The organism is Hanamia caeni, assembly GCF_003721595.1.
GTDB lineage: Bacteria > Bacteroidota > Bacteroidia > Chitinophagales > Chitinophagaceae > Ginsengibacter > Ginsengibacter caeni.
In genome coordinates this window covers 40,228-60,211 of sequence record NZ_RJJR01000014.1, presented here as the reverse complement: position 1 = coordinate 60,211, position 19,984 = coordinate 40,228, and the positions used below count along the sequence as shown (strand labels likewise).

At 37.8% G+C, this 19,984-nt stretch carries 18 protein-coding genes; 7 read left to right on the top strand and 11 right to left on the bottom strand.

Annotated features, from left to right (window positions below):
* Positions 1-15 precede the first annotated feature (15 nt).
* From EFY79_RS16135 to EFY79_RS16115, 4 genes are all read right to left on the bottom strand, one after another.
* Entirely contained in the window at positions 16-1,257 is a 1,242-nt protein-coding gene (locus EFY79_RS16135) for a DUF2264 domain-containing protein (protein ID WP_123121764.1), read from the bottom strand.
* 152 nt (positions 1,258-1,409) lie between these two features.
* On the bottom strand, positions 1,410-2,603 hold the full coding sequence (locus tag EFY79_RS16125) for a glycoside hydrolase family 88 protein (protein WP_123121762.1): 1,194 nt from the start codon (positions 2,601-2,603) through the stop codon (positions 1,410-1,412).
* 121 nt (positions 2,604-2,724) lie between these two features.
* Positions 2,725-3,492, bottom strand: coding sequence for an SDR family NAD(P)-dependent oxidoreductase (locus EFY79_RS16120; protein ID WP_123121882.1), 768 nt, complete (start codon positions 3,490-3,492; stop codon positions 2,725-2,727).
* A gap of 185 nt (positions 3,493-3,677) precedes the next feature.
* On the bottom strand, positions 3,678-5,639 hold the full coding sequence (locus EFY79_RS16115; RefSeq protein WP_123121761.1) for a heparinase II/III domain-containing protein: 1,962 nt from the start codon (positions 5,637-5,639) through the stop codon (positions 3,678-3,680).
* Positions 5,640-6,021: 382 nt separating this feature from the next.
* Between EFY79_RS16115 and rocD the strand changes: the two genes are divergently transcribed.
* A complete protein-coding gene (gene rocD, locus EFY79_RS16110) occupies positions 6,022-7,254 on the top strand; it encodes an ornithine--oxo-acid transaminase (protein ID WP_123121760.1) in 1,233 nt (410 codons plus the stop codon).
* Positions 7,255-7,329: 75 nt separating this feature from the next.
* On the opposite strand, the gene EFY79_RS16105 is transcribed toward rocD, so the two are convergent.
* Positions 7,330-7,815: a cytidine deaminase gene (locus EFY79_RS16105; RefSeq protein ID WP_123121759.1), complete on the bottom strand. Its 486-nt coding sequence runs from the start codon at positions 7,813-7,815 to the stop codon at positions 7,330-7,332.
* Between the two features lie 198 nt (positions 7,816-8,013).
* Positions 8,014-8,406, bottom strand: coding sequence for a hypothetical protein (locus EFY79_RS16100; protein WP_148041947.1), 393 nt, complete (start codon positions 8,404-8,406; stop codon positions 8,014-8,016).
* A gap of 953 nt (positions 8,407-9,359) precedes the next feature.
* Between EFY79_RS16100 and EFY79_RS16095 the strand changes: the two genes are divergently transcribed.
* The gene (locus EFY79_RS16095; protein WP_123121757.1) at positions 9,360-9,809 is read left to right on the top strand and encodes an LEA type 2 family protein; all 450 of its coding nucleotides are present in this window, start codon (positions 9,360-9,362) and stop codon (positions 9,807-9,809) included.
* Positions 9,810-9,876: 67 nt separating this feature from the next.
* Here the strand turns inward: EFY79_RS16095 and EFY79_RS16090 are convergent, their stop codons facing one another.
* Both EFY79_RS16090 and pyrE read right to left on the bottom strand, forming a co-directional pair.
* Complete coding sequence (locus EFY79_RS16090) at positions 9,877-10,977, bottom strand: mechanosensitive ion channel family protein (protein ID WP_123121756.1); 1,101 nt, start codon at positions 10,975-10,977, stop codon at positions 9,877-9,879.
* 157 nt (positions 10,978-11,134) lie between these two features.
* Positions 11,135-11,767: an orotate phosphoribosyltransferase gene (gene pyrE / locus EFY79_RS16085; RefSeq protein WP_123121755.1), complete on the bottom strand. Its 633-nt coding sequence runs from the start codon at positions 11,765-11,767 to the stop codon at positions 11,135-11,137.
* A 22-nt stretch (positions 11,768-11,789) separates the two neighbouring features.
* Between pyrE and EFY79_RS16080 the strand changes: the two genes are divergently transcribed.
* Both EFY79_RS16080 and EFY79_RS16075 read left to right on the top strand, forming a co-directional pair.
* Positions 11,790-12,413: an NUDIX hydrolase gene (locus tag EFY79_RS16080; RefSeq protein ID WP_123121754.1), complete on the top strand. Its 624-nt coding sequence runs from the start codon at positions 11,790-11,792 to the stop codon at positions 12,411-12,413.
* A 143-nt stretch (positions 12,414-12,556) separates the two neighbouring features.
* Positions 12,557-13,249: a class I SAM-dependent methyltransferase gene (locus EFY79_RS16075; protein WP_123121753.1), complete on the top strand. Its 693-nt coding sequence runs from the start codon at positions 12,557-12,559 to the stop codon at positions 13,247-13,249.
* 47 nt (positions 13,250-13,296) lie between these two features.
* Here the strand turns inward: EFY79_RS16075 and EFY79_RS16070 are convergent, their stop codons facing one another.
* The 3 genes from EFY79_RS16070 to EFY79_RS16060 form a co-directional block, all read right to left on the bottom strand.
* Positions 13,297-13,983 carry a class I SAM-dependent methyltransferase gene (locus EFY79_RS16070; RefSeq protein WP_123121752.1) on the bottom strand — a complete coding sequence of 229 codons (687 nt, stop codon included), beginning with the start codon at positions 13,981-13,983 and terminating at the stop codon, positions 13,297-13,299.
* A gap of 12 nt (positions 13,984-13,995) precedes the next feature.
* Positions 13,996-15,708, bottom strand: a complete 1,713-nt coding sequence (recJ, locus tag EFY79_RS16065; protein WP_123121751.1) for a single-stranded-DNA-specific exonuclease RecJ — start codon at positions 15,706-15,708, stop codon at positions 13,996-13,998.
* Positions 15,709-15,838: 130 nt separating this feature from the next.
* Positions 15,839-16,801 carry a polyprenyl synthetase family protein gene (locus tag EFY79_RS16060; RefSeq protein WP_123121750.1) on the bottom strand — a complete coding sequence of 321 codons (963 nt, stop codon included), beginning with the start codon at positions 16,799-16,801 and terminating at the stop codon, positions 15,839-15,841.
* Between the two features lie 264 nt (positions 16,802-17,065).
* Here EFY79_RS16060 and EFY79_RS16055 point away from each other — a divergent pair, with 264 nt between their 5' ends.
* From EFY79_RS16055 to EFY79_RS16045, 3 genes are all read left to right on the top strand, one after another.
* Positions 17,066-18,613: an OmpA family protein gene (locus tag EFY79_RS16055; protein ID WP_123121749.1), complete on the top strand. Its 1,548-nt coding sequence runs from the start codon at positions 17,066-17,068 to the stop codon at positions 18,611-18,613.
* A 146-nt stretch (positions 18,614-18,759) separates the two neighbouring features.
* Entirely contained in the window at positions 18,760-19,590 is an 831-nt protein-coding gene (locus tag EFY79_RS16050) for an outer membrane protein assembly factor BamD (RefSeq protein WP_123121748.1), read from the top strand.
* The gene (locus EFY79_RS16045; protein WP_123121747.1) at positions 19,562-19,903 is read left to right on the top strand and encodes a DNA-directed RNA polymerase subunit omega; all 342 of its coding nucleotides are present in this window, start codon (positions 19,562-19,564) and stop codon (positions 19,901-19,903) included. Before EFY79_RS16050 ends, EFY79_RS16045 begins: the two co-directional genes overlap by 29 nt.
* The last annotated feature ends 81 nt before the right edge of the window (positions 19,904-19,984 follow it).

Genomic DNA, 19,984 nt, shown 5'->3' with positions numbered 1-19,984 from the left:
CAGGTCTTGCAAATTTTAAAAATTAATCGAATGATCACGTTTTGTGTTTTGTCCGCTCCAGATTTTTTTTGAAGTCCAGGGCTCATCTTTGCCCTGCCAGAAAATATTTTCTGCTGGCAATCCCAACATCAGAAATGCTTCTGAGCAGAGGTATAAACTTCCGGTAGAAATATAGGGTTCGCCCATAGCAGGCTGATGGCCGTATACACCAATTTGCAACCACCCGTTTTTATCAAAAGTTCCGGGCGCCTCAATTTGTCTCTTTATCAAAGTATAAAGAGCCGCACGCACTTGTTGCGGTTTAATAATATCGGATAGCTTTTGCATCAGCGCTATTTGCGACAGCAACTGGAAAGCGCCAAAGCGATAGGCAGAAGAACGTCCTATCACAGGATAAGTGCCCTCAGGAGAAATAAGCATCTCCTGGATTTCGGCATAGCGCTGTGCGCGTTTTAATACCAATTTGTATTTCAATTTCAAATCGGAATTTGAGATATTGCGCACGCTGTCTTGCTCAATAATCGTTTTTAATACATCAATCAGCATGGGCTGCATCACGAAGCTGTTATAGTAATCCCAATGAAAATTTTCGCCGTCTCCGTAAACGCCGTCTCCTTTATAATAGCCCAGGCATTGATTTATATAACCAATGGTTTCATCCCGGTGAAAACTGCCACTGAATTTATATAGTGCAGCCTCTATTGTGGCGCTGAACATTACCCAATTGTTGTCGTAGTGCGTAATCTGGCCGCTCTTTCGTAAAGCAGCGATAACATTGGCTTTGGTGGTTTTATCCAAAGGATACCACAACTGACCTGGGGCGCGAAGCAACGCCTGCGCGAGGAAAGCCGCATCCACCACCGGCTGGCCACAACAATTGAAATTCATATAATCAGCAGCCGTAGAATCGGTTGCGTTGTGAAGCCCCATCCTCGCCAGTTCGATATACTTTTTTCTCAGTTTACCTTCTTTTGTATCATCAGGACCCAATTCAAGCCACGGCGCCATTCCGGAAAGCAAGCGTCCAAAGGCTTCGAGGTGTGTAAATTGGGCTCTTCCCTCGCCGGAAGATTCTACAGGCATTTGCGTTTTCAGTTCATTTTTACTCAGGGCAATTAATACAGGGTCTGCAATTTTTGCAAGTGTGTTTACAAGATAAGAACGTTCAATGGCGTTCATTTCTACTTTATTATTGTGTACCTGTGAAAATCCTTTGGTAGTAATGAATAAAGTAAAAATGCACAGGAATAATTTCATGATTTATTTTTTGACCTCAAAAAAAGATAAAATAAAAAAACATTTTTTTATTTGTTTACTGTCCTATTCTGCCCTTTGCCCTTTGCTCTTTGCCTTCTGTCTTCTGCCTTCTGCCTTCTGCCTCTTGCTTTTTGCTTTTTGCCTCTTGTGTCCTACAAATACCAGTCCTTGTACCTTTTCAATGCTTCTAAAAAATAATAGTCGGCATAGATTAAGGGCACATCTACTTCGGAATTTTCTGGTTTGGCACCTGTGCAATGCATGATGATAAAGCCGCCATTTTCTTTTGCATTTGCCCGGTATTTATCGCTGGCTAAAGATTGCAGGATTTTTTCCGCATTGGAAATAAATTTTTGCTTTTCGCTGCCACTGGTGTATTGCCCCAATTCAAGAAGCGCCGAAGCCATGATGGCTGCTGCAGAAGCATCTCTTTGTGTGTAAGGAATTTGAGGCGCATCAAAATCCCAGAAAGGAATTTTATCTTCAGGAAGATTCGGATTGTTTAAAATAAAATGGGCGATATGCTTTGCCTGCTCAAGAAATTTTTTATCTTTTGTAAATCGATACATCATTGTAAATCCATACAAACCCCACGATTGCCCCCGCGACCATGACGAGCAATCAGCGGCGCCCTGCCAGGTAGCTTTGCGGATAACGCCGCCGGTTTGTAAATTATAATCTACCACGTGAAAAGAGCTGTAATCAGGCCTGTAATGATTTTTAATGGTAGTATTGGAATGATTAATGGCAATTTGTTTATATTTTTTATCGCCTCCATTATCGGTTACCCAATCAAGCAGTTCCAGATTCATCATATTATCAATTATAACCGGGCATTTAAAATATTTATTACTGTTCCAGCTTTGAATGGATTTTATAGAAGGCCTGTAACGGGTAGCCAATGATTGTGCGGATCGGAAAATTATATCCTTATATTTTTCATCTTTAAAAAGACGGTAGGCATTTCCAAAACTACAAAACATCATAAAGCCAAGGTCGTGCGTGCCGGTGTCGAACTTATTTGGCTCAATGAGCTTCAGCGCTCTTTCCGCTTCCTGCTTTAATGTTTCATCTTTTGTTTGTTCATAAATATATAAGAGTGAGCCCGGATAAAAACCGGTGCACCACCAGCCAATGTTGCGCGCAATAAACTTGTCATTTTTTGCATCGTAAGATTGCGGTAGTTTGTCCGGCGGAGTCAGTGTCATCATATAACGGTATTGCGTATCCGCAAATGCAAAATTTTCTTTAATTAAGTTTTGCATGGTATTCTTTGACGCGCTTGTTTGTGCTTGAGCACCAGCCATCATTAGCAGGAATAAAAAACCAAATGAAATTTTCTTCATAACAGGTAAGTTGATTTTTCAAATAAGATGATTAAAAAAACGTATCATTAAAAAAATTATAAAGTAACAATAGATACTCAGATTCTTTTTTTCAAAATTCCCCTTTTTATTAATAAAATAATTATCGTCCCATCCAACCCCCGTCAACCGTAAGTATTTCGCCATCTACATAATCAGACGCATGCGAACTTAAAAAAACAGTTGGCCCGATAAAATCTTCCGGAACGCCCCACCTGCCAGCCGGTATGCGGTCAAGAATTGATATGCTTCTTGTTTCATCTTCGCGTAAAGCCTTTGTGTTATCGGTAGCGATATAGCCAGGTGCAATACCGTTTACATTCACTCCTTTTGATGCCCATTCATTCGATAATGCTTTAACCAAACTGGCAATTGCCCCCTTGCTTGCAGCATAACCCGGAACATTTATTCCACCCTGGAAAGAAAGCAATGAGCAGGTAAAAATAATTTTTCCACTGCCACGGTTTATCATTTCTTTCCCAAACTCACGGGCAAGGATAAACGCAGCGTCAAGATTAATGTCGAGTACAGCATCCCAATCCTCATCGCTGTGGATAGCAGCGGGATTGCGTTTGATGATGCCTGCATTATTTACAAGTATATCGATGACAGGATGCGCGCTTTTTATTTTTGAAATTGAATCATAGACTTCTTTCCTATTGCCGAGGTTCACGGCATAAGCAGAAAAATTCTTTCCCGATTTTTTTACTTCCTGCTCAGCACGGCTTCCCGGCTTTAGTGTCCCGGATACCCCAATCACATCTGCCCCTGCTTGTGCCAGCCCTATTGCCATTGATTCGCCAATACCCCGAGAGCAGCCTGTAACCAATGCAGTTTTTCCCGTAAGAGCAAATAGTTCATTAAATTTCATGTTGTAAATTTTTTTTTCATTTCGATTCAGTTCGTTTTCAATTATGCGCAGGAAACGCCCGGTTATCAAAATCCATACGTTATTCTTTTTCGCAAATATAGACTCAACTGTTTAAAATAAACGGCCCCGATGACGCTCACTGAATAAGTTGCGAAAGCAGATTGACTACATGAAACGGGAAATTGTTATTTATGAATTGTATACATAACCGAAGCTTTTTTGACAGGTTTTTTTAATTGTAACAGTACCCGCCAAATGTCACGGCCATCCCATGATTCTTTTAAACCCTGGTCTTCAGGCGTTACTAATTCTATTTTTTCTTTTCTGGCTTTCCAGATTTTTGTATCATAATCGAGAAAAACTTTTTGTTCACCCGGAAGATAAAATATGATTTTGCCTGGCGAACTGATATCTGTATTGCAAACGGTCATAAAAGTTTGCAATATATTTTTCGTTTCATTCTTCAATTCAAACCGATCTTTTATCTCGATGTCATTTTTTTCTTTATTCAATTTTACCTCACGGTTCCAACTCTCAATTCCTGCTTCAGGCGGGTAAGCATCGGCAATATCCATAGTAAGCCGCGAACTGCTTTTATTGTTTTGATACCTTACATCAGCGGCAGCAAAACGGCCTCCCTCTTGTTGTTCTGTATTATTAACTGTAGGTAAATTATGATAGGCTGAAGTATTAAACCAAAGTTGATACCGTTCCTTGGAAAATGTGCGGGCAGTATAAGTACCCGAACCAACGTCAATAATTACAGGGTTCCCATCCGCATATACCATAAAATCGCCGACATCATTATGATTATGGCTTTCGCCATTGTTTCCTCCATGGGAAGCAACAAATAAACCGTTATCAGTTCGCGAAGCCATTAGCTGCACATCGCTATACCAAACGTCCTTCACGGGATTTTCTTTGTACGGATATGCTGAGCAAGCCTTAATGGCTGTAAGATTGTAAAGAGCGCGGGTACGGTGAAAGCGCCCTGAGCCTTTCTCGTCATACGTGTGAAAAGCCCAGCTTCCCATATTCATCATGTCTCCATTACTCACGCCTTTGCCATATTGGAAAATTAATAAACCATCCGGCTGCATCGTAGGATGGGCATCGGCTACATTGATAAAATATTTTCCATCAATATGGGTGTTATAAATGTAATCGCCCATTTTGTTGATGAATGGATTTTTGTATACATCAAAATGGCCGCCGGTAGCGTCATAGAGTAAATTTAAGGCGTCAAAAACGCATGCGCCGGCGGCCGTCCAATAGCTGGGGCCCTCATCACAGCCACCATCATCGCCTAAACCGTTGATGTAATGATTAATAATTTTTATGGCAATGTTGAGGGCGTCAATTCTTTTAGTCTTGTCTTTTTGAATCAGCAAATTTGCCGTGATATAATTTGAAGCAATCCATGGCGCCCAATTGTTGGTTTTGGCCTTGGGATTCCCACCTCCCATCCAGCCATATTGCGCTGTAGTCATCGGTTTGAAAATCCGGCGATCAATTTCACAACGAATCCGTTGGCGGATTAATTTAGAAACTTTATCCAACTGCGGACCAACAAAATAATCCGTCCAGGCGAGTATTGCGCCGGTTTCAGCAGAAAACAGGTCTACAATTGGGTCTTCCACGTCAGGCAATCCAGGGCCGGCTTTTTGAATACCAACATGGGCGCTTACTCCCCAAAAACTTTCTTCACAAATTGACCAGATACCATTGATAATTTGATCAGTATATTTTCCATCGCCCGATACTGCTTCGGCTATTACCATATTCCACAACTGTTCTCGTTTTGAAAAAGAAATGTTTTCATAATCGGTGCGGTTGTTATTGCGCGTAAATTCCAACATTATGGTTGCCGGAATCTCTTTAAAAGGCTTGGAAAGCGATTCATCGCCTTTTTCAATTAAAAAATTAATTACGGAATCAGGCAATATCTTTTTCCAATCTTCAGCCTTCCTGGGAAAAGGTTTGAAATCGTCCTGTGAAATCAAAAAGCTTACTAATTGCTGATCTTTAAATTCGGGTAAAATATTTCTTTGAGTGATTTGAGCTTTGGCGGATACATTGAATAAAATGCAACATCCTGCCAGAAAGTAGCAGTAGGTTTTAAAGAAAGAATGTGATTTGATAAGCATAATTTGTCAATTAGAAGTTAAGCAATACGTTCATAAATGATCTGGTAAACAATTCTGCGTGGATTTCAGTTCAACCATTCAATATCAATTCAAAGGTTCAAAATCATTTTTTAATAAACACAACTTTCCTAAATTTTTTTAGCGAAAACAGGTAAAATAAAAAACCCGGGTATTTATTGCTTTGCTGTCAAATAGCCTTTTTTTAAAAAAATTATTATAGCCGTTTTTATTACCTTTGAGTTAAATAATACAGAATTGGCGTTCCAAGCTTATAAAACATCCTTTCTTTCCATGAACCTGGATTTTCTCGATCACAGACTGTGACCATATCGCCTATTTTCTGTTTTCTTTCTCATTAATACATTTTTTTAAATTAATTTCTATGTCTGTACAGTCTGCTGTGTCTCAAACTGATTATTATATTAACCTCGAAAATCAATATGGTGCGCATAATTATCATCCTTTGCCGGTTGTTTTAAAAGAAGGCAAAGGTGTTTTTGTGTGGGATGTGGAGGGCAAAAAATATTTTGATTTTTTAAGTGCTTATTCTGCCGTAAACCAGGGCCACTGTCATCCTGTTATCATTCAATCCCTGCTTGAACAAGCGCAAAAACTGACGCTGACAAGTCGTGCATTTCATAGCGAGCAATTGGCTCTGTTTTCCCAATTTATTACTGAGTATTTTGGCTACGACAAAGTGCTGCCTATGAATACAGGTGCGGAAGCGGTAGAAACAGCTTTAAAACTTTGCAGGCATTGGGCTTACAGGGTAAAAAAAATAGAACAGAATAAAGCTAAAATACTTGTAGGTAGTGGTAATTTTCATGGAAGGACACTTGGCATTATTTCTTTCAGTGATGATCCGGTTGCCAGGGATAATTTTGGCCCATATTTATCCGGCTTTGAGACAATTCCCTACAATAATTTACCTGCTCTGGCTGATGCGCTAAAAGATAATAATGTGGCAGGCTTTTTAGTGGAGCCAATCCAGGGCGAAGCCGGAGTAAATGTTCCTGATGAAGGATATTTGGCAAAAGCAAAACAATATTGCGAATATGCCAATGTATTGTTCATTGCCGATGAAATACAAACCGGTTTAGGCAGGACGGGGAAGCTTCTTTGTTGCGACCATGAAAATGTACGACCTGATATTTTGATACTTGGAAAGGCGCTAAGCGGCGGCGTGCTGCCGGTAAGCGCTGTACTGGCGGATGATAAAATTATGCTGACAATCAAACCCGGCGAGCACGGAAGCACTTACGGTGGAAATCCGTTGGCATCAAAAGTAGCGATGACGGCGTTACAGGTTTTAAAGGACGAAAAAATGGCTGAAAATGCATCGCGGCTTGGCGAAATATTTCGCGAAGAACTGAAAAAGATAAATTCAAAGCATATTTTAAAAATTCGTGGAAAAGGACTGCTAAATGCCATCGTTATCGACCATCCGGAAAGAGACGCTGCCTGGAAATTATGCCTTGAATTGAAACAAAACGGCCTGTTAGCCAAACAAACCCATGGAGATATCATCCGTTTTGCGCCGCCATTGATTATTACCAAAGAACATTTAATGGAGTGTTTGGATATTATCAGCAAAAGCCTGAAAGTGTTGGATTAAACAACATATATTAATTACTGTAAAATAACAGTAAATCAACTTTTAAGGTTGATTTATATTTCCGTTCACGGATTTTCATTTCATATCGCCGGCTCCAAAAACCAGTGGCAGCAGGTTCTCCGCATTTTCGATTTCGAAGACTTTTCCTGTCATTCCACTAAGAAGTATTGTGATTGAATTCTGAGTGCGCTCCTGGAATTCATAAAATGATTGGCGGCAAATTCCACAGGGGCTAATTGGGTGATCACTCTTTCCATTCAGATTGTGATATGAAATGGCAATGGTTTCAATCCCCACGCCTGGAAACAATGAGGATGCTGTGGACATTAAAGTTCGTTCAGCACAAATCCCTGCGGGATAAGCTGCATTTTCCTGGTTGGTGCCGCTTACAGTTTTTCCATTTACCAATTTTGCGAAAGCCCCCACTTTGAAATTTGAGTAAGGTGCATAGGCATTTTCCGTTATCTTTCTGGCTTGCTGTAGTAATTCTGCTTTTTGCTTTTCTAATTCTTCAATCGATTCATAAACGATATAGCTAAATCGAAACAGTTCTTTCTTCATCTTCTCATATTTGTCATAAAGATAAATTATTACAAATTATAAATTGGTTGACCGACAGGCCAAACAATAAATGAAGCAAAACTACTAACCATGCTTGTAATTTCGGCTTCCTTAAAATAAAAAAAGCCGCATAGAAATGCGGCAATTGTTAAGAACCAATCAGGTTCTGTAACCCCCAAAGAAAACGAGTTTATATAATTATTTCAATGCAAACATTTTTATTTCGCTAAATTGAATACCACCATTAAAGTCCAGATGTTTTAAGCGATAGTATGAAATTTGCGTTTTACTATCTTTTTTATCAAAACAACCAAAACATTCACATCCTGGTTTGGCTGGGTCAGGACCCAAAACGTATGCAATGGTCCTAAAGTTTTTTCCATCAACACTTTTCTGCACTTCGAAGTAATTAGTTGCTTGCCCGCTATTTGTTGACCAGCCAATATTTATTTTATTTTGAATTTCACTCACCCGGAAATTATCGATCTGGATTTTTCCGGCATTATTGCTTTGAGCCTGTGCTCCAGCAGAAATCAAAAAAAAGAAAATCAATAAAAAACTATTTCTAATTAAAAAGTATCTTGATATCATTGTACGATTTTTTATAATATTTACAATGAATATTAGAATTTAGAATTTTATAAAATTTGGATTCGCTCAATTATGCCACTAAATAGTTCTAAACAAATAGATCTTTTTTAATAATTAGGCATCATCTGGCAGGTTAAATAAAACCGCTTTTTTGTTTAAGAAAGAAAAAAGAATAGCTTGTCCTTTTGGTAAAATTTAAATCCATTCCCTAAAGTTTCGAGGTTTATAATTTCTATCTTAATGATCCGAAGATCTTTCAAGGGAAACAGGATTAGCTTATTCTAAACTGAGCTTTAAAGCTTAAAAACTCATAAACACAGTGCAAACATAGAGTGCATTTTCGAAAAATGCAATACCGTAAAATTACTGTTTTACAAACTTTGAATATTTTCTACTGTTTATGGGATTATTCCAGAATTCTGTTTAATTGAACGGCCATATTTCTACATCATATTTCAACAATATCCTAAAATTTTAGATAAGTTTAAAAAAATTCATTTTTATAAAATGGATAGATCTAAAAAGCAAATTGACATATTGTCATACCATATCCATCGCGAGGGTCTACACTCTTTTATCAAATTGTAAATTTTTAGGGGGTTCTTCAACGTCCTGATAATAGAGAAATAAAATATGTTCCATATATAAAATAAAATTTATAATGTTACTTACAATAGTATGTTTATCAGAATATTAGTGTTAAAAATGTAGTTATTTTATGCTATCTCTCTAAATGGACAAATAGTAGCGGAATAGTAGGCGGTATCGGACGGTCTTTGATTTATTTAAATAAGCATATCTTATATTTATTTAGTTGTTTACCAGCATTATAAGCTTAATTTCTAATAGCTAAGTATTTTAGTTAAATACTTTTATAATATAATTAATGGGATGCTAATAACGTTAGTAGTAAGAAGTCTATCTTTGTAATTAAAAACAAAAAAAATTGAAAAATGAAGAAGAAATTTGTAACGGTATTTTCGGCGGTGGTTGTCTTTATGTCATGCTCCTCTCCTAAGGCCCTTGAGTATCGGGAATATCATAATTTTTCAGTAGAAAAGCTGGGGTATAGTAATTCTACGATCAAAATAGACCTGGTATATTTCAATCCAAATAATTTTAGAATGCAACTTAGGAATACGGATTTGGACATTTTTATCAATGGAAAATTGTTTGGTCATAGTTCTACTGATACGCTTATTCCAATACCTAAAAGAGATACTTTCAGCTTACCGGTAATGTTTGACGTGAATATGCAAAGCCTTTATCAAAACGCTTTGAATACCTTATTGGGAAAAGAAGTAACATTGAAGGTTTCCGGTAAAGTAAAAATCGGGAAGGCAAATGTGTTTATGTATTTCCCCGTGAATTATGAATCGAAGGAAACATTTTCCTTGTTTTAGCTAAAAACGATTGCAGGTAGAATTCAATTGAATTTCAATATTTCACTGTTTTATTAAGCAGTATAGCCTAATGGGATAAAATATCCTGGCTTTTTTTGAGTTTCTCATGCTCAGGTTCAGTTGTGTGCTTCAGAAAAAGAGTTTGTGTAGGGTATGCAAACTTCACATCCATCTTTTCGAAAGACTGGAGGATTGCCAAATAGATGCCTTGGTGGGTTGACATATAAAAATTGAAATCCGGGGTAAGAACATAATATACAAACTCAAAATTCATACTGGAATGGTTGAACCCGGTAAAGTGGCCCCTGTCAAAGTTGACATTTTCCTGTTGGTTAATAATTTCTTTAACCGTATCGGGAATCAATTTTATCTTGTCTATAGGTGTATCGTAGATAACGCCGAAATTGAAAACCACTCTCCTTTTCTCCATTCGCCCGAAATTGTGAAGCCGCGACTTCGTAAGATCCTGGTTGGAAAAAACAATTTGCTCTCCGGCTGGATTCCTCACTCTCGTGGTCTTTATTCCTATGTATTCAATCACGCCAGCTTTATCATCTACTTGCACAAAATCGCCTACCTCAAATGGTTTATCAAAATAAATAGCAAAATAGCTGAATAGATCACCTAAAATCGCCTGAGCCGCCAGCGCTATAGCAATGCCACCTATCCCAAGGCCGGTAAGAAGGGTGGCCATATTGTATCCAAGATTGTCTAAAACAAAAATGAATCCGACGATGTAAATACAAAAATTAAATATTATAATCAGGCCGCCAGCTTGTTTTTGCCTCACTTCACTATTTTCTTTGTCTTTAAGGGCTGAAAGAATAAAATATCGGAGGCACGCGGTAATTATTCTCAATACGAAAAACATGACGACTATCCAAAGCGCAACCGAAATACGATGTTCCCACTTTTCAGAAAGTGACAAATAACTGATACCGGCATACAGGAGGGAAATATAAAGAATCGGGAAAATAGATTTTTCAACGCCCGCAACAATTAAGTCGTCAAATGTGGTGGCTGTTTTGCCTGCCCATTTTTTTAACGTTGAAATTACTGTTTTTTTTATAAGCTTGAGTACGGAAAATCCTACAAGCACTATCCCAATTGCAATTAACCAGGCTTGTATGGTATTGTGAAAAAAGACCTGTTGCCACCAATTATTCATAAATATTTAGACTTGCATGAAGAATTATGCCCGGGAATTTGCAATTTTAAAGGAATTAGAAACACTTGCCGGGTAGCTACTAAGGTAACTTAAAGGAAAAAGATGTCCAAATAGCAGCTATGAGTCTCATTTTTTAAGGCGTTATCTCAACTTATCACTATGATGCTCGCCAATTCGAAGGGTCTTTTCTCCATTGCAATAATTGCTGATGATCATCTTCAGATATTGAGTTTTGGCTTATAGCAAGTTCAATCAGCGACGGATAATCGGTCAGGGATTTGAGGCGGACTCCTGATTCATCAAATGCTTTTTTTGCTTCGTCAAATCCGTAATTAAATATGGATACCATGCCTTCTACCTGCAATTCAGCAGATTTTAAAACATCCACTACCTGCAAACTGCTTTTGCCGGTAGATATTAAGTCTTCAACCACCACTACTTTTTTCCCGGGTTCATAATATCCCTCTATCTGGTTTCCGAGGCCATGGCTCTTGGGCTTGGGCCTTACATAAATAAAAGGAAGCTTTAACTGATCGGCGGCCATTGCGCCCCAGGGAATTCCTGCTGTGGCCACACCGGCAATCATATCAGCCTGGTCAAAAGTTTGAAAAATCGTATTACACATTTCAGATTTAATAAATTCTCTTACAAAAGGAAAAGAAAGAATTTTCCGGTTATCACAATAAATTGGGCTTTTCCAGCCGCTGGCCCAGGTAAACGGATTATCAATGCTTAACTTAATTGCCTTAACTTGTAGCAATTTTTCAGCAATCGCTTTTTTATCAGTCATGGCGCGAAGATAACAAACCCCTATGAGCTACATTACAATTTACTTTGACAACAAACCTGTGTTTTTATGTGATGAAATCACTCCGGAAATTAATGAATACCGCCGCCATCCCGACGCGGTATTTATCGATGAATTATCAACCGCCGCCATCAATTCGCTTCTTCATGAAATAAAAAAGTCGCAATTTCATGCAGGGATAATTTTTGATAAAGATTTTCAAAAGCTGAAGCGCGATTTCTTTAAACATTTTGAGTTAATCAAGGCCGGAGGCGGACTGGTAAAAAATAATTCAGGAAATATGTTACTTATGTTCCGACGCGGAAAATGGGATTTACCAAAGGGCAAACTTGATGAAGGCGAATCGATTGAAGAATGCGCATTAAGAGAAGTTGAAGAAGAAACAGGCTTGCATCATCTTTCACTCATAAAACCACTCACCATAACCTATCATACGTACAATTTATTCGGCAAGCATAATTTAAAAGAAACGCACTGGTTTTTAATGCATGCAGACGGGAATGAAAATTTAATTCCACAAACCGAAGAAGATATTTCTGAAATACTTTGGGTGGAAAAACAAGATTTAAAAAAATACCTGGCAAACACCTTTCCTACTATCGAAATCGTCTTGAATTGCGCAGGTTAAATCAGATTATTTGCTCCTTTTTGTGAAGAATAAAGAAAGAAAATTTGAACTATAAAAGATTCATTAGTGCAAAAATTAGGCTTGTTTATTGACAGGTGCGTTTATCTTTTGCAATAACCTTAACCGTAAATTTAAATATTCGCATGGATAGAATTAAACTTATTAAATTCTTATTAGGCCGGAAGAAATCAAAACATTACCTAGAAATAGGAGTTTTTAGCGGTCACGTGTTTTTCAAAATAAAAAGTACATTCAAAGTTGCAGTGGACCCCGAATTCCAATTTAGTTTTTTTAGAAAATTAATTAAAACACTTTCCAATCCATATAATTTCTATAATAAGTATTTCCTAAAAACCAGCGATCAATTTTTTAGCGAAAATGCAGCCATTTTATTTAAATCAAAAAAAATAGACGTAGCATTAATAGATGGAATGCATGAACAAGATTTTGCGTTGCGCGATGTTGAAAACACTCTAAAATATCTTGATGAGGATGGTATAATTATCATGCACGATTGTAACCCGTTAAAAGAAGAAGCAACAATAAGTTTCCGGGAATGGCAGACAAAAGGAATGAACGGTACATGGAACGGAGATACCTGGAAAACAATTGTCCATCTTAGATCTCTCAGAAAGGACCTTAATGTGTTCGTTTTGGATTGCGATCATGGGTTAGGAATTATCACAAAAAGGAAGCCTGAAAACATGCTTAATTTTTCGCCAGAAGACATAAGTCACCTCACTTATGAACAATTTAATGAGACCAAAAACCACTGGATTAATTTAAAGCATGCCGATTATATCTTTGAGTATTTACAGCATGCAAAAATCATATAGAAAGATAGGTTGTAAAAGCAATTTAAGAATCTGCATTTTTTGTTGCTTTACTCATTCTGCCAATCGCTTTTTGACAAAATACAAAACTCCAGGTATTCCATTTTTTTGAAAAAATATTCCTCTTCAAACCCGGCACTTAAAAAAACTTCTTTATGAACAGGATTGAGATAAATCACATATATTTTTCTCGGAAACTTTTTTATTGAATCAAGAATATTTTTGACCACTTTTAATAATACAACCTCATCAAAAGGATTGAAAAAGAAGAAACAATTCTGGTAATTGCGAATTTGATACGAAGCTGCATCAGCGCATATCACTTCGAACTGAATTCCTGGGAATAATGTTGATATCTTTTCAACATTAGCTTCGGCTTCGATGCACAGCATCGTGGAAAAATCGATGCCGGTTATTGCTTTGAAGCCATAGTGGGCCGCTACCACCAATATTCTTCCCCTTCCACAGCCAAAATCAACAAGCGCATGATTTACGTTTTCTTGTTTAAGATATTCAAATGCTTTTTCAATCAAATAATAATTACTGGCCTGGTAAATGGATGCATGTGAAAGATTTTCGCTGTCAATTTTTTCATCGTGAAGCCGGTTGATTTTGATTGTATCAATTGCATATTTTTTTTCTCCACTTATTTCGTGATATACGGTAAATGCGCCCAGCCAGGGATTCCAGTTTTTAGAAATGAAATAAAAATATTTAAAATAATAGAGCATCTTCATTTCTACCAGACATTAATTCAGAGAATCAGAAAGCCTGAAATCGATTACTTTTAATTGAAAGTTGACTGTATTGTTCCATTCGTTTTCATCTATTGTAAAAACGAGATCCAGCGGTTTATTTAATTGAAGCAAATCAAATTTATCAGCAAGGTTAAAGCCAATTCCGGTCATGGTAATATTTTCATTTTTTACCACAAAGCGGATGTGCTTTTCCTTAACAATTTTAGTCCACGGAGTGCTCATCACGTTCCTCGCTATAAATACCGGGCGTAAATTTCCCGGGCCATACGGCTCCATCTGCTGTACAATATTATAAAAACCGGAAGTGATATTTTTAAAAGTAATTTCCGTGTTAATAATGAGTTCAGGAATAAGAAGCAAAGGATCAATATTTGCTGAAACAACTTCCTCAAATTTTTGGCTGAACGCTTCAATATTTTCAGGATACATTGACATTCCGGCTGCCGCAAAATGGCCTCCATAGCCTATGAGGTGCTCACGGCAGGCATGAATGGCCTCATATAAGTTGAATCCCGGAACGCTGCGGGCGCTGCCCCCTGCAATATTTTCACCAAGGGTTAAGATAACTGTTGGCCGGAAATAAGTTTCTATAAGCCTGCTGGCAACAATGCCAACCACACCTTTATGCCAGTGCGGTTGAAAAAGGACCGTGGTTTTCCGCGATATCATTTCAGGATTGTTTTCTATCATGGCCAGCGCCTCTTCCGTAATACTTGAATCTGCATCTTTCCGGTCGCTGTTATCGCTGTGAAGCATTTCTGCAAACTCTTTTGCCTTTAGCTCATCATCTTCAATAAACATCCTTACCGCTTTGGAGGCATCATCCATTCTTCCTGCAGCATTTACCCGCGGCGCAATGATAAAAACCACATTGGTGATAGAAATTTTGCTTTTAAGCTGGCTTAGCTCAATCAATGCTTTTATGCCTGCGCACGGTGATGTATTTAAATGTTGCAAACCATAATAAGCGAGAATACGGTTTTCACCTGTAATCGGAACGATATCCGCGCCGATGGCGGAAACCACTAAATCAAGATAGCAGAGATATTCATTTTCGTGTAGCCCTAACCGTTGACAAAGAGCAGTTATTAATTTAAATCCTACTCCGCAACCGCAGAGTTCCTTGTAAGGATAATTACAATCTTTTTGTTTAGGATTTAAGATAGCTATGGCGGGAGGCAATTGCTCGTCGGGAAGATGATGATCACAAACAATAAAATCAATTCCCAATGCGCATGCATACTGTATTAAATCCACCGATTTGATTCCGCAATCAAGGGAAATGATTAAGTCAAAATTATTTTCTTTTGCAAAATCAATTCCCTGTTTACTCACGCCATATCCTTCCTTATACCGGTGCGGAATATAAAATGCAATCTTCTCCTCATTATAAATTTTTTTTAGAAACCGGTACATGATTGCGACAGATGTAGTTCCATCTACATCATAATCTCCAAACACCAGGATTTTTTCATTGTTATCAATTGCAAGCAATATCCGCTGCACGGCTTTTTCCATATCCTTCATCAAAAAAGGGTCGTGTAATTGACAAAGCTGGGGCCTGAAATAATCTTTGGCTTTTTGGAAGCTGTCAATTTCCCTTTGCACCAATATATTGCATAATGGCAAACTGATGCCTAAAGAACTTTTTAACGACAACACTTTAGATTCATCGGCCTTCAATATTTTCCATCTCTTTTCCATTTATAAATTTTTCAGCGGGTGCAGCCAGCTTGGAAAAATGGCGCAGCAGTTTTGAATTAAAATAAAAACAGGAGTATTTATTCGTTTACTACATCCCCCGCAAATCCAGAAGTGAATGTATGTTTATTTCTTAATATTTCCTATCAGTAGTATACCTCACTAATTCTTCAAGCCCCCTGCGAATATCACCATCAGGATATTGTGAAAGTATTTCCAACGCCTCATCCCTGTATTGAATCATCTTTTTATTTGCATAACTAATTCCCCCCGCATCTGTTACTTTTTGCAAAACATACTTTATTTTATCAGGCTCCTTGTTTTGATTTTTTATAATATAAATAATCTTTTGTTTTTCACTTTTGGGGATATTGTTTAAAGTAAATATTAAAGGTAAGGTCAATTTCTTTTCCTTCAAATCATTTCCCGTTGGCTTGCCCACGTCGTCATTACCATAATCAAAAAGGTCATCTTTAATTTGAAAAGCAACCCCCGTTTTTTCTCCAAAAAGTTTCATGCGCGCCGTCAGCGCTTCATCTTTACTCGTGCTCCACGCACCTACAGCACAAGCGGAAGATAGTAATGAAGCGGTTTTGCTGCGGATGATTTCAAAATATATCTCTTCATTTAAATTGAGATTCCGGGCTTTTTCTATTTGCAACAATTCTCCTTCACTCATTTGCTTTACTGCATGAGAAAGAATATCAAGATGTTTAAAATCTCCGGCGCCTGTAGATAGCAATAATCCCTTTGAAAGAAGATAGTCGCCTACCAACACCGCAATTTTATTTTTCCATAGTGCATTAATGGAAAGAAATCCTCTACGTTCCAGGGATTCATCCACTACATCATCATGCACCAGCGTAGCTGTATGCAATAGCTCCACCAGCGCTGCCGCACGATAGGTAGATTCATTCACCTCACCATGAAGTTTAGCGCTCAAAAAAACAAACATCGGTCTTAATTGTTTGCCCTTTCTTTTGATAATATACTTCATGATCCTATCCAGCAAAGGGGCCTGGCTCTTTACGGAATCAGCAAACTTGTCTTCAAAAGTGGCTAATTCGGTGGCAATAAGATTTTTAGAAAACTGCATGATGTCTTTTGGAAAAAGGCAATTTAATACAGATTGGGAAATAAATCATTTTTAAAGCATTTAGAATTTAAAAAGCTTAGTAACCAAGCGATAAGATGAAATTAAAAGGCAGCGCTCTTAAATATTTGGCCTCGTAAGTACTCAATTCTATTAAGAATTAAAATATTAAATAATAAAAAAAAATAAAAAGTTTGAACTTTTCATACCCGTTCGATACTTTTGCACCCATTATTAACGTTTTGTTCGAAACCACAACTATAAACTATGCCAAAGAAAATTACTCTGCTGTTTATCGGGATATTCTCCCTTTTATCCTTTAATTTATTTGCCCAGGATTCTGGCCGCTATGATATTTATGATTCCAGCGTAATATCAAGCAAAGCAAAAAAGCAACAGGATGCATTTATGAATTATTCAAATGACTTTCCTGCCAAGCCAAGGAGCCAGACTGAAATCGGCGTTTCAGGTGGATTATTCGCTATCAGCGGCGATGTAAGTTCCAAACTCCCTACCGGCGGTTTTTCAGTTCATATCCGCAAAGCGCTTGGATATGTTTTTTCCTTAAGAGCACAATATGTATATGGCGTGGCCCGTGGCCTCAATTGGAAGCCTTCTTACGGTTATTCAAATAACGAAGTTTGGTCCGGCTTTAGCGTTGCCGATCTTGACAAAGTATATTATAATTATAAAACCACCGTCAGCGATTTGTCTTTGCAGGGAATATTTACTTTAAATAATGTAAGATTCCACAAACAGAAATCAGGTATGGTTTTGTACGCAGGCGTTGGCTTTGGAGCAACTGTTTACAATGCAAAAGTACAGGTGCCCGATAATTTTAATAGTGTACAGGCTGTAACCGACCAGTATGGCGACCGCAAGAAAACCAGGGATGCATTAAAAGACTTGCTGAAAGATGTTCCATATACCCCGGCCCAGAATGAAAATAAAACCAAACCCACCCTTGGCGGACATCCGTTACGTCCAACTGGTACCGGCCTTGCAGGCGTGGCGTTTAAATTGAGCAAAAGAGTGAACCTTGCAATTGAAGACAGGTTCACCTTTACCAAGGATGACCTGTTGGATGGACAGCAATGGCAGGAGCACCCTCTGCTTGATCCGGCTCAAACAAGGGATTTTGACAGTTATAATTATTTTTCTGTTGGATTAAACTTTAATGTCGGAAGTAAGGCAGTTGAACCGCTTTGGTGGGTAAATCCACTTGACTATGCTTATAGCGAAATCAGCGTTCCAAAACATATGAAACACTGGAAAACTGAGTATATTGATACTGATGGCGATGGTGTAGTGGACGATCTGGACAAAGAGCCAAATACACCGGAAGGATGTCCTGTTGACACCCACGGCGTTTCAAAAGATACAGACGGCGATGGTGTTCCTGATTGCAAAGACAAACAATTGATAACACCAACTGAATGCCAGCCTGTGGATGCAGACGGCGTAGGAAAATGTCCTGAACCCGAATGTTGTAAAACGCTGGCTGCACAGGCAACTATGTGCAATCTGGGTAATCTTCCAAGTATTTCTTTCAAAGGCAGAAGCACTATCTTGTCAGGCGATGCACAATCGATGCTCTCAAACGTAGCTTCTCAATTGAAAAACAATCCTAACTGCAATATTACGTTAAGCGGATACCCTTCTGCTACAAAGGCTTCCCAGGCAGTTTGCAATAAAAGGCTGGAAGCGATCAAAGCTTACTTTACAGAAAAAGAAGGAATCAGTGCAGATCGGATTACACAAAATTGTGAAACTGGTGGCGGAGACGCAAATACAGTTGATATAAAAGCAGATTAACTCCAAATTATAAATTCTATATAAACCCTCCCGAATTTCGCGAGGGTTTATTTTTAATTCCTTATGAAAACATTAACTACGTTGATTTTGCCTGCATTAATTTAAAATACATATTTGTCTAAATTCACTTAATTTTGCGGCTCTTTATGAAGTTGAAGACAATCCTGGTTTTATTGATTATACCCTTTATGATGCTTACCGGTTGTAGCAACCAGTTTACAAAGGTCCTTAAAAGCACTGATTATGAGTATAAACTAAAGAAAGCAGACGAGTATTTTACTAATAAAAAATACAGGTTTGCACAGCAATTGTACGAAGAATTATTTCCCGTGTTTAAAGGCTCCGATAAGTTTGAGGACTTATACTACAAATATGCATATTGCGCTTATTATCAAAAAAATTATGCTGACGCTGAAAATCTTTTCCAGGGATTTCTTGGCGTTTTCCCCAATAGCAGCCGGGCACAGGAAATTGCCTATATGCATGCGCTAACGTTTTATAAACAATCCCCAAATGTGCAATTGGATCAAACCAATACGCACAAGGCAATTGGCATGATGCAGGGATTTATCAATACTTATCCGAATTCTGAAAGAGTAGCAGACGCTAATAAGATTATAGAGCAGTGCAGGGCCAAGCTGGAAGAAAAAGATTACCTGGCTGCAAAATTGTATTTCAATCTTCAGATGTACCAGGCAGCGGGGATTGCCTTTTCCAATTTGATAAACGCTTATCCTGAGTCATCTAAGGGCGACAGCTACATGCTTATGGCAGTAAAATCTTTCTATGAATTTGCCAAACTAAGCGTTGCAGATAAACAGGAAGAAAGATATGCAAAAGTTACTTCAGAATATTTTGATTTTGCGGATCGTTATCCCCAAAGTTCACTTCTGAAGGAAGCTGAAGAATATAAAAATTTAAGTCAAAATAATATTAAAACCATAAAAAATGAGCAAACTAAGGCGTCAACAGAATAGTAATACCGCTAATGTGGTAGAAACTCAAAATCTAATTGACATAAAAAATAAGACCGGGAATTTATACGAGTCTATTACTATCATTGCAAAAAGGGCAAACCAGATAAATATTGCGATAAAAGAAGAGCTTCATAACAAGCTGGAAGAATTTGCAAGCCATACAGACAGTCTTGAAGAAATTCATGAAAACAAAGAACAAATAGAGATTTCACGCGCGTATGAAAGAATGCCAAACCCGGCATTGCTTGCTACTGCAGAATTTATGGAAGACAAAATTTATTATCGCAGAAACGAGGATAATCTCTTTGACTAATCGTTTTTACACTTTATTTTAATAAGAAATGATAATTTTAATGGTGGATATTTCCACCATTTTTAATTAATAGTATCTTTC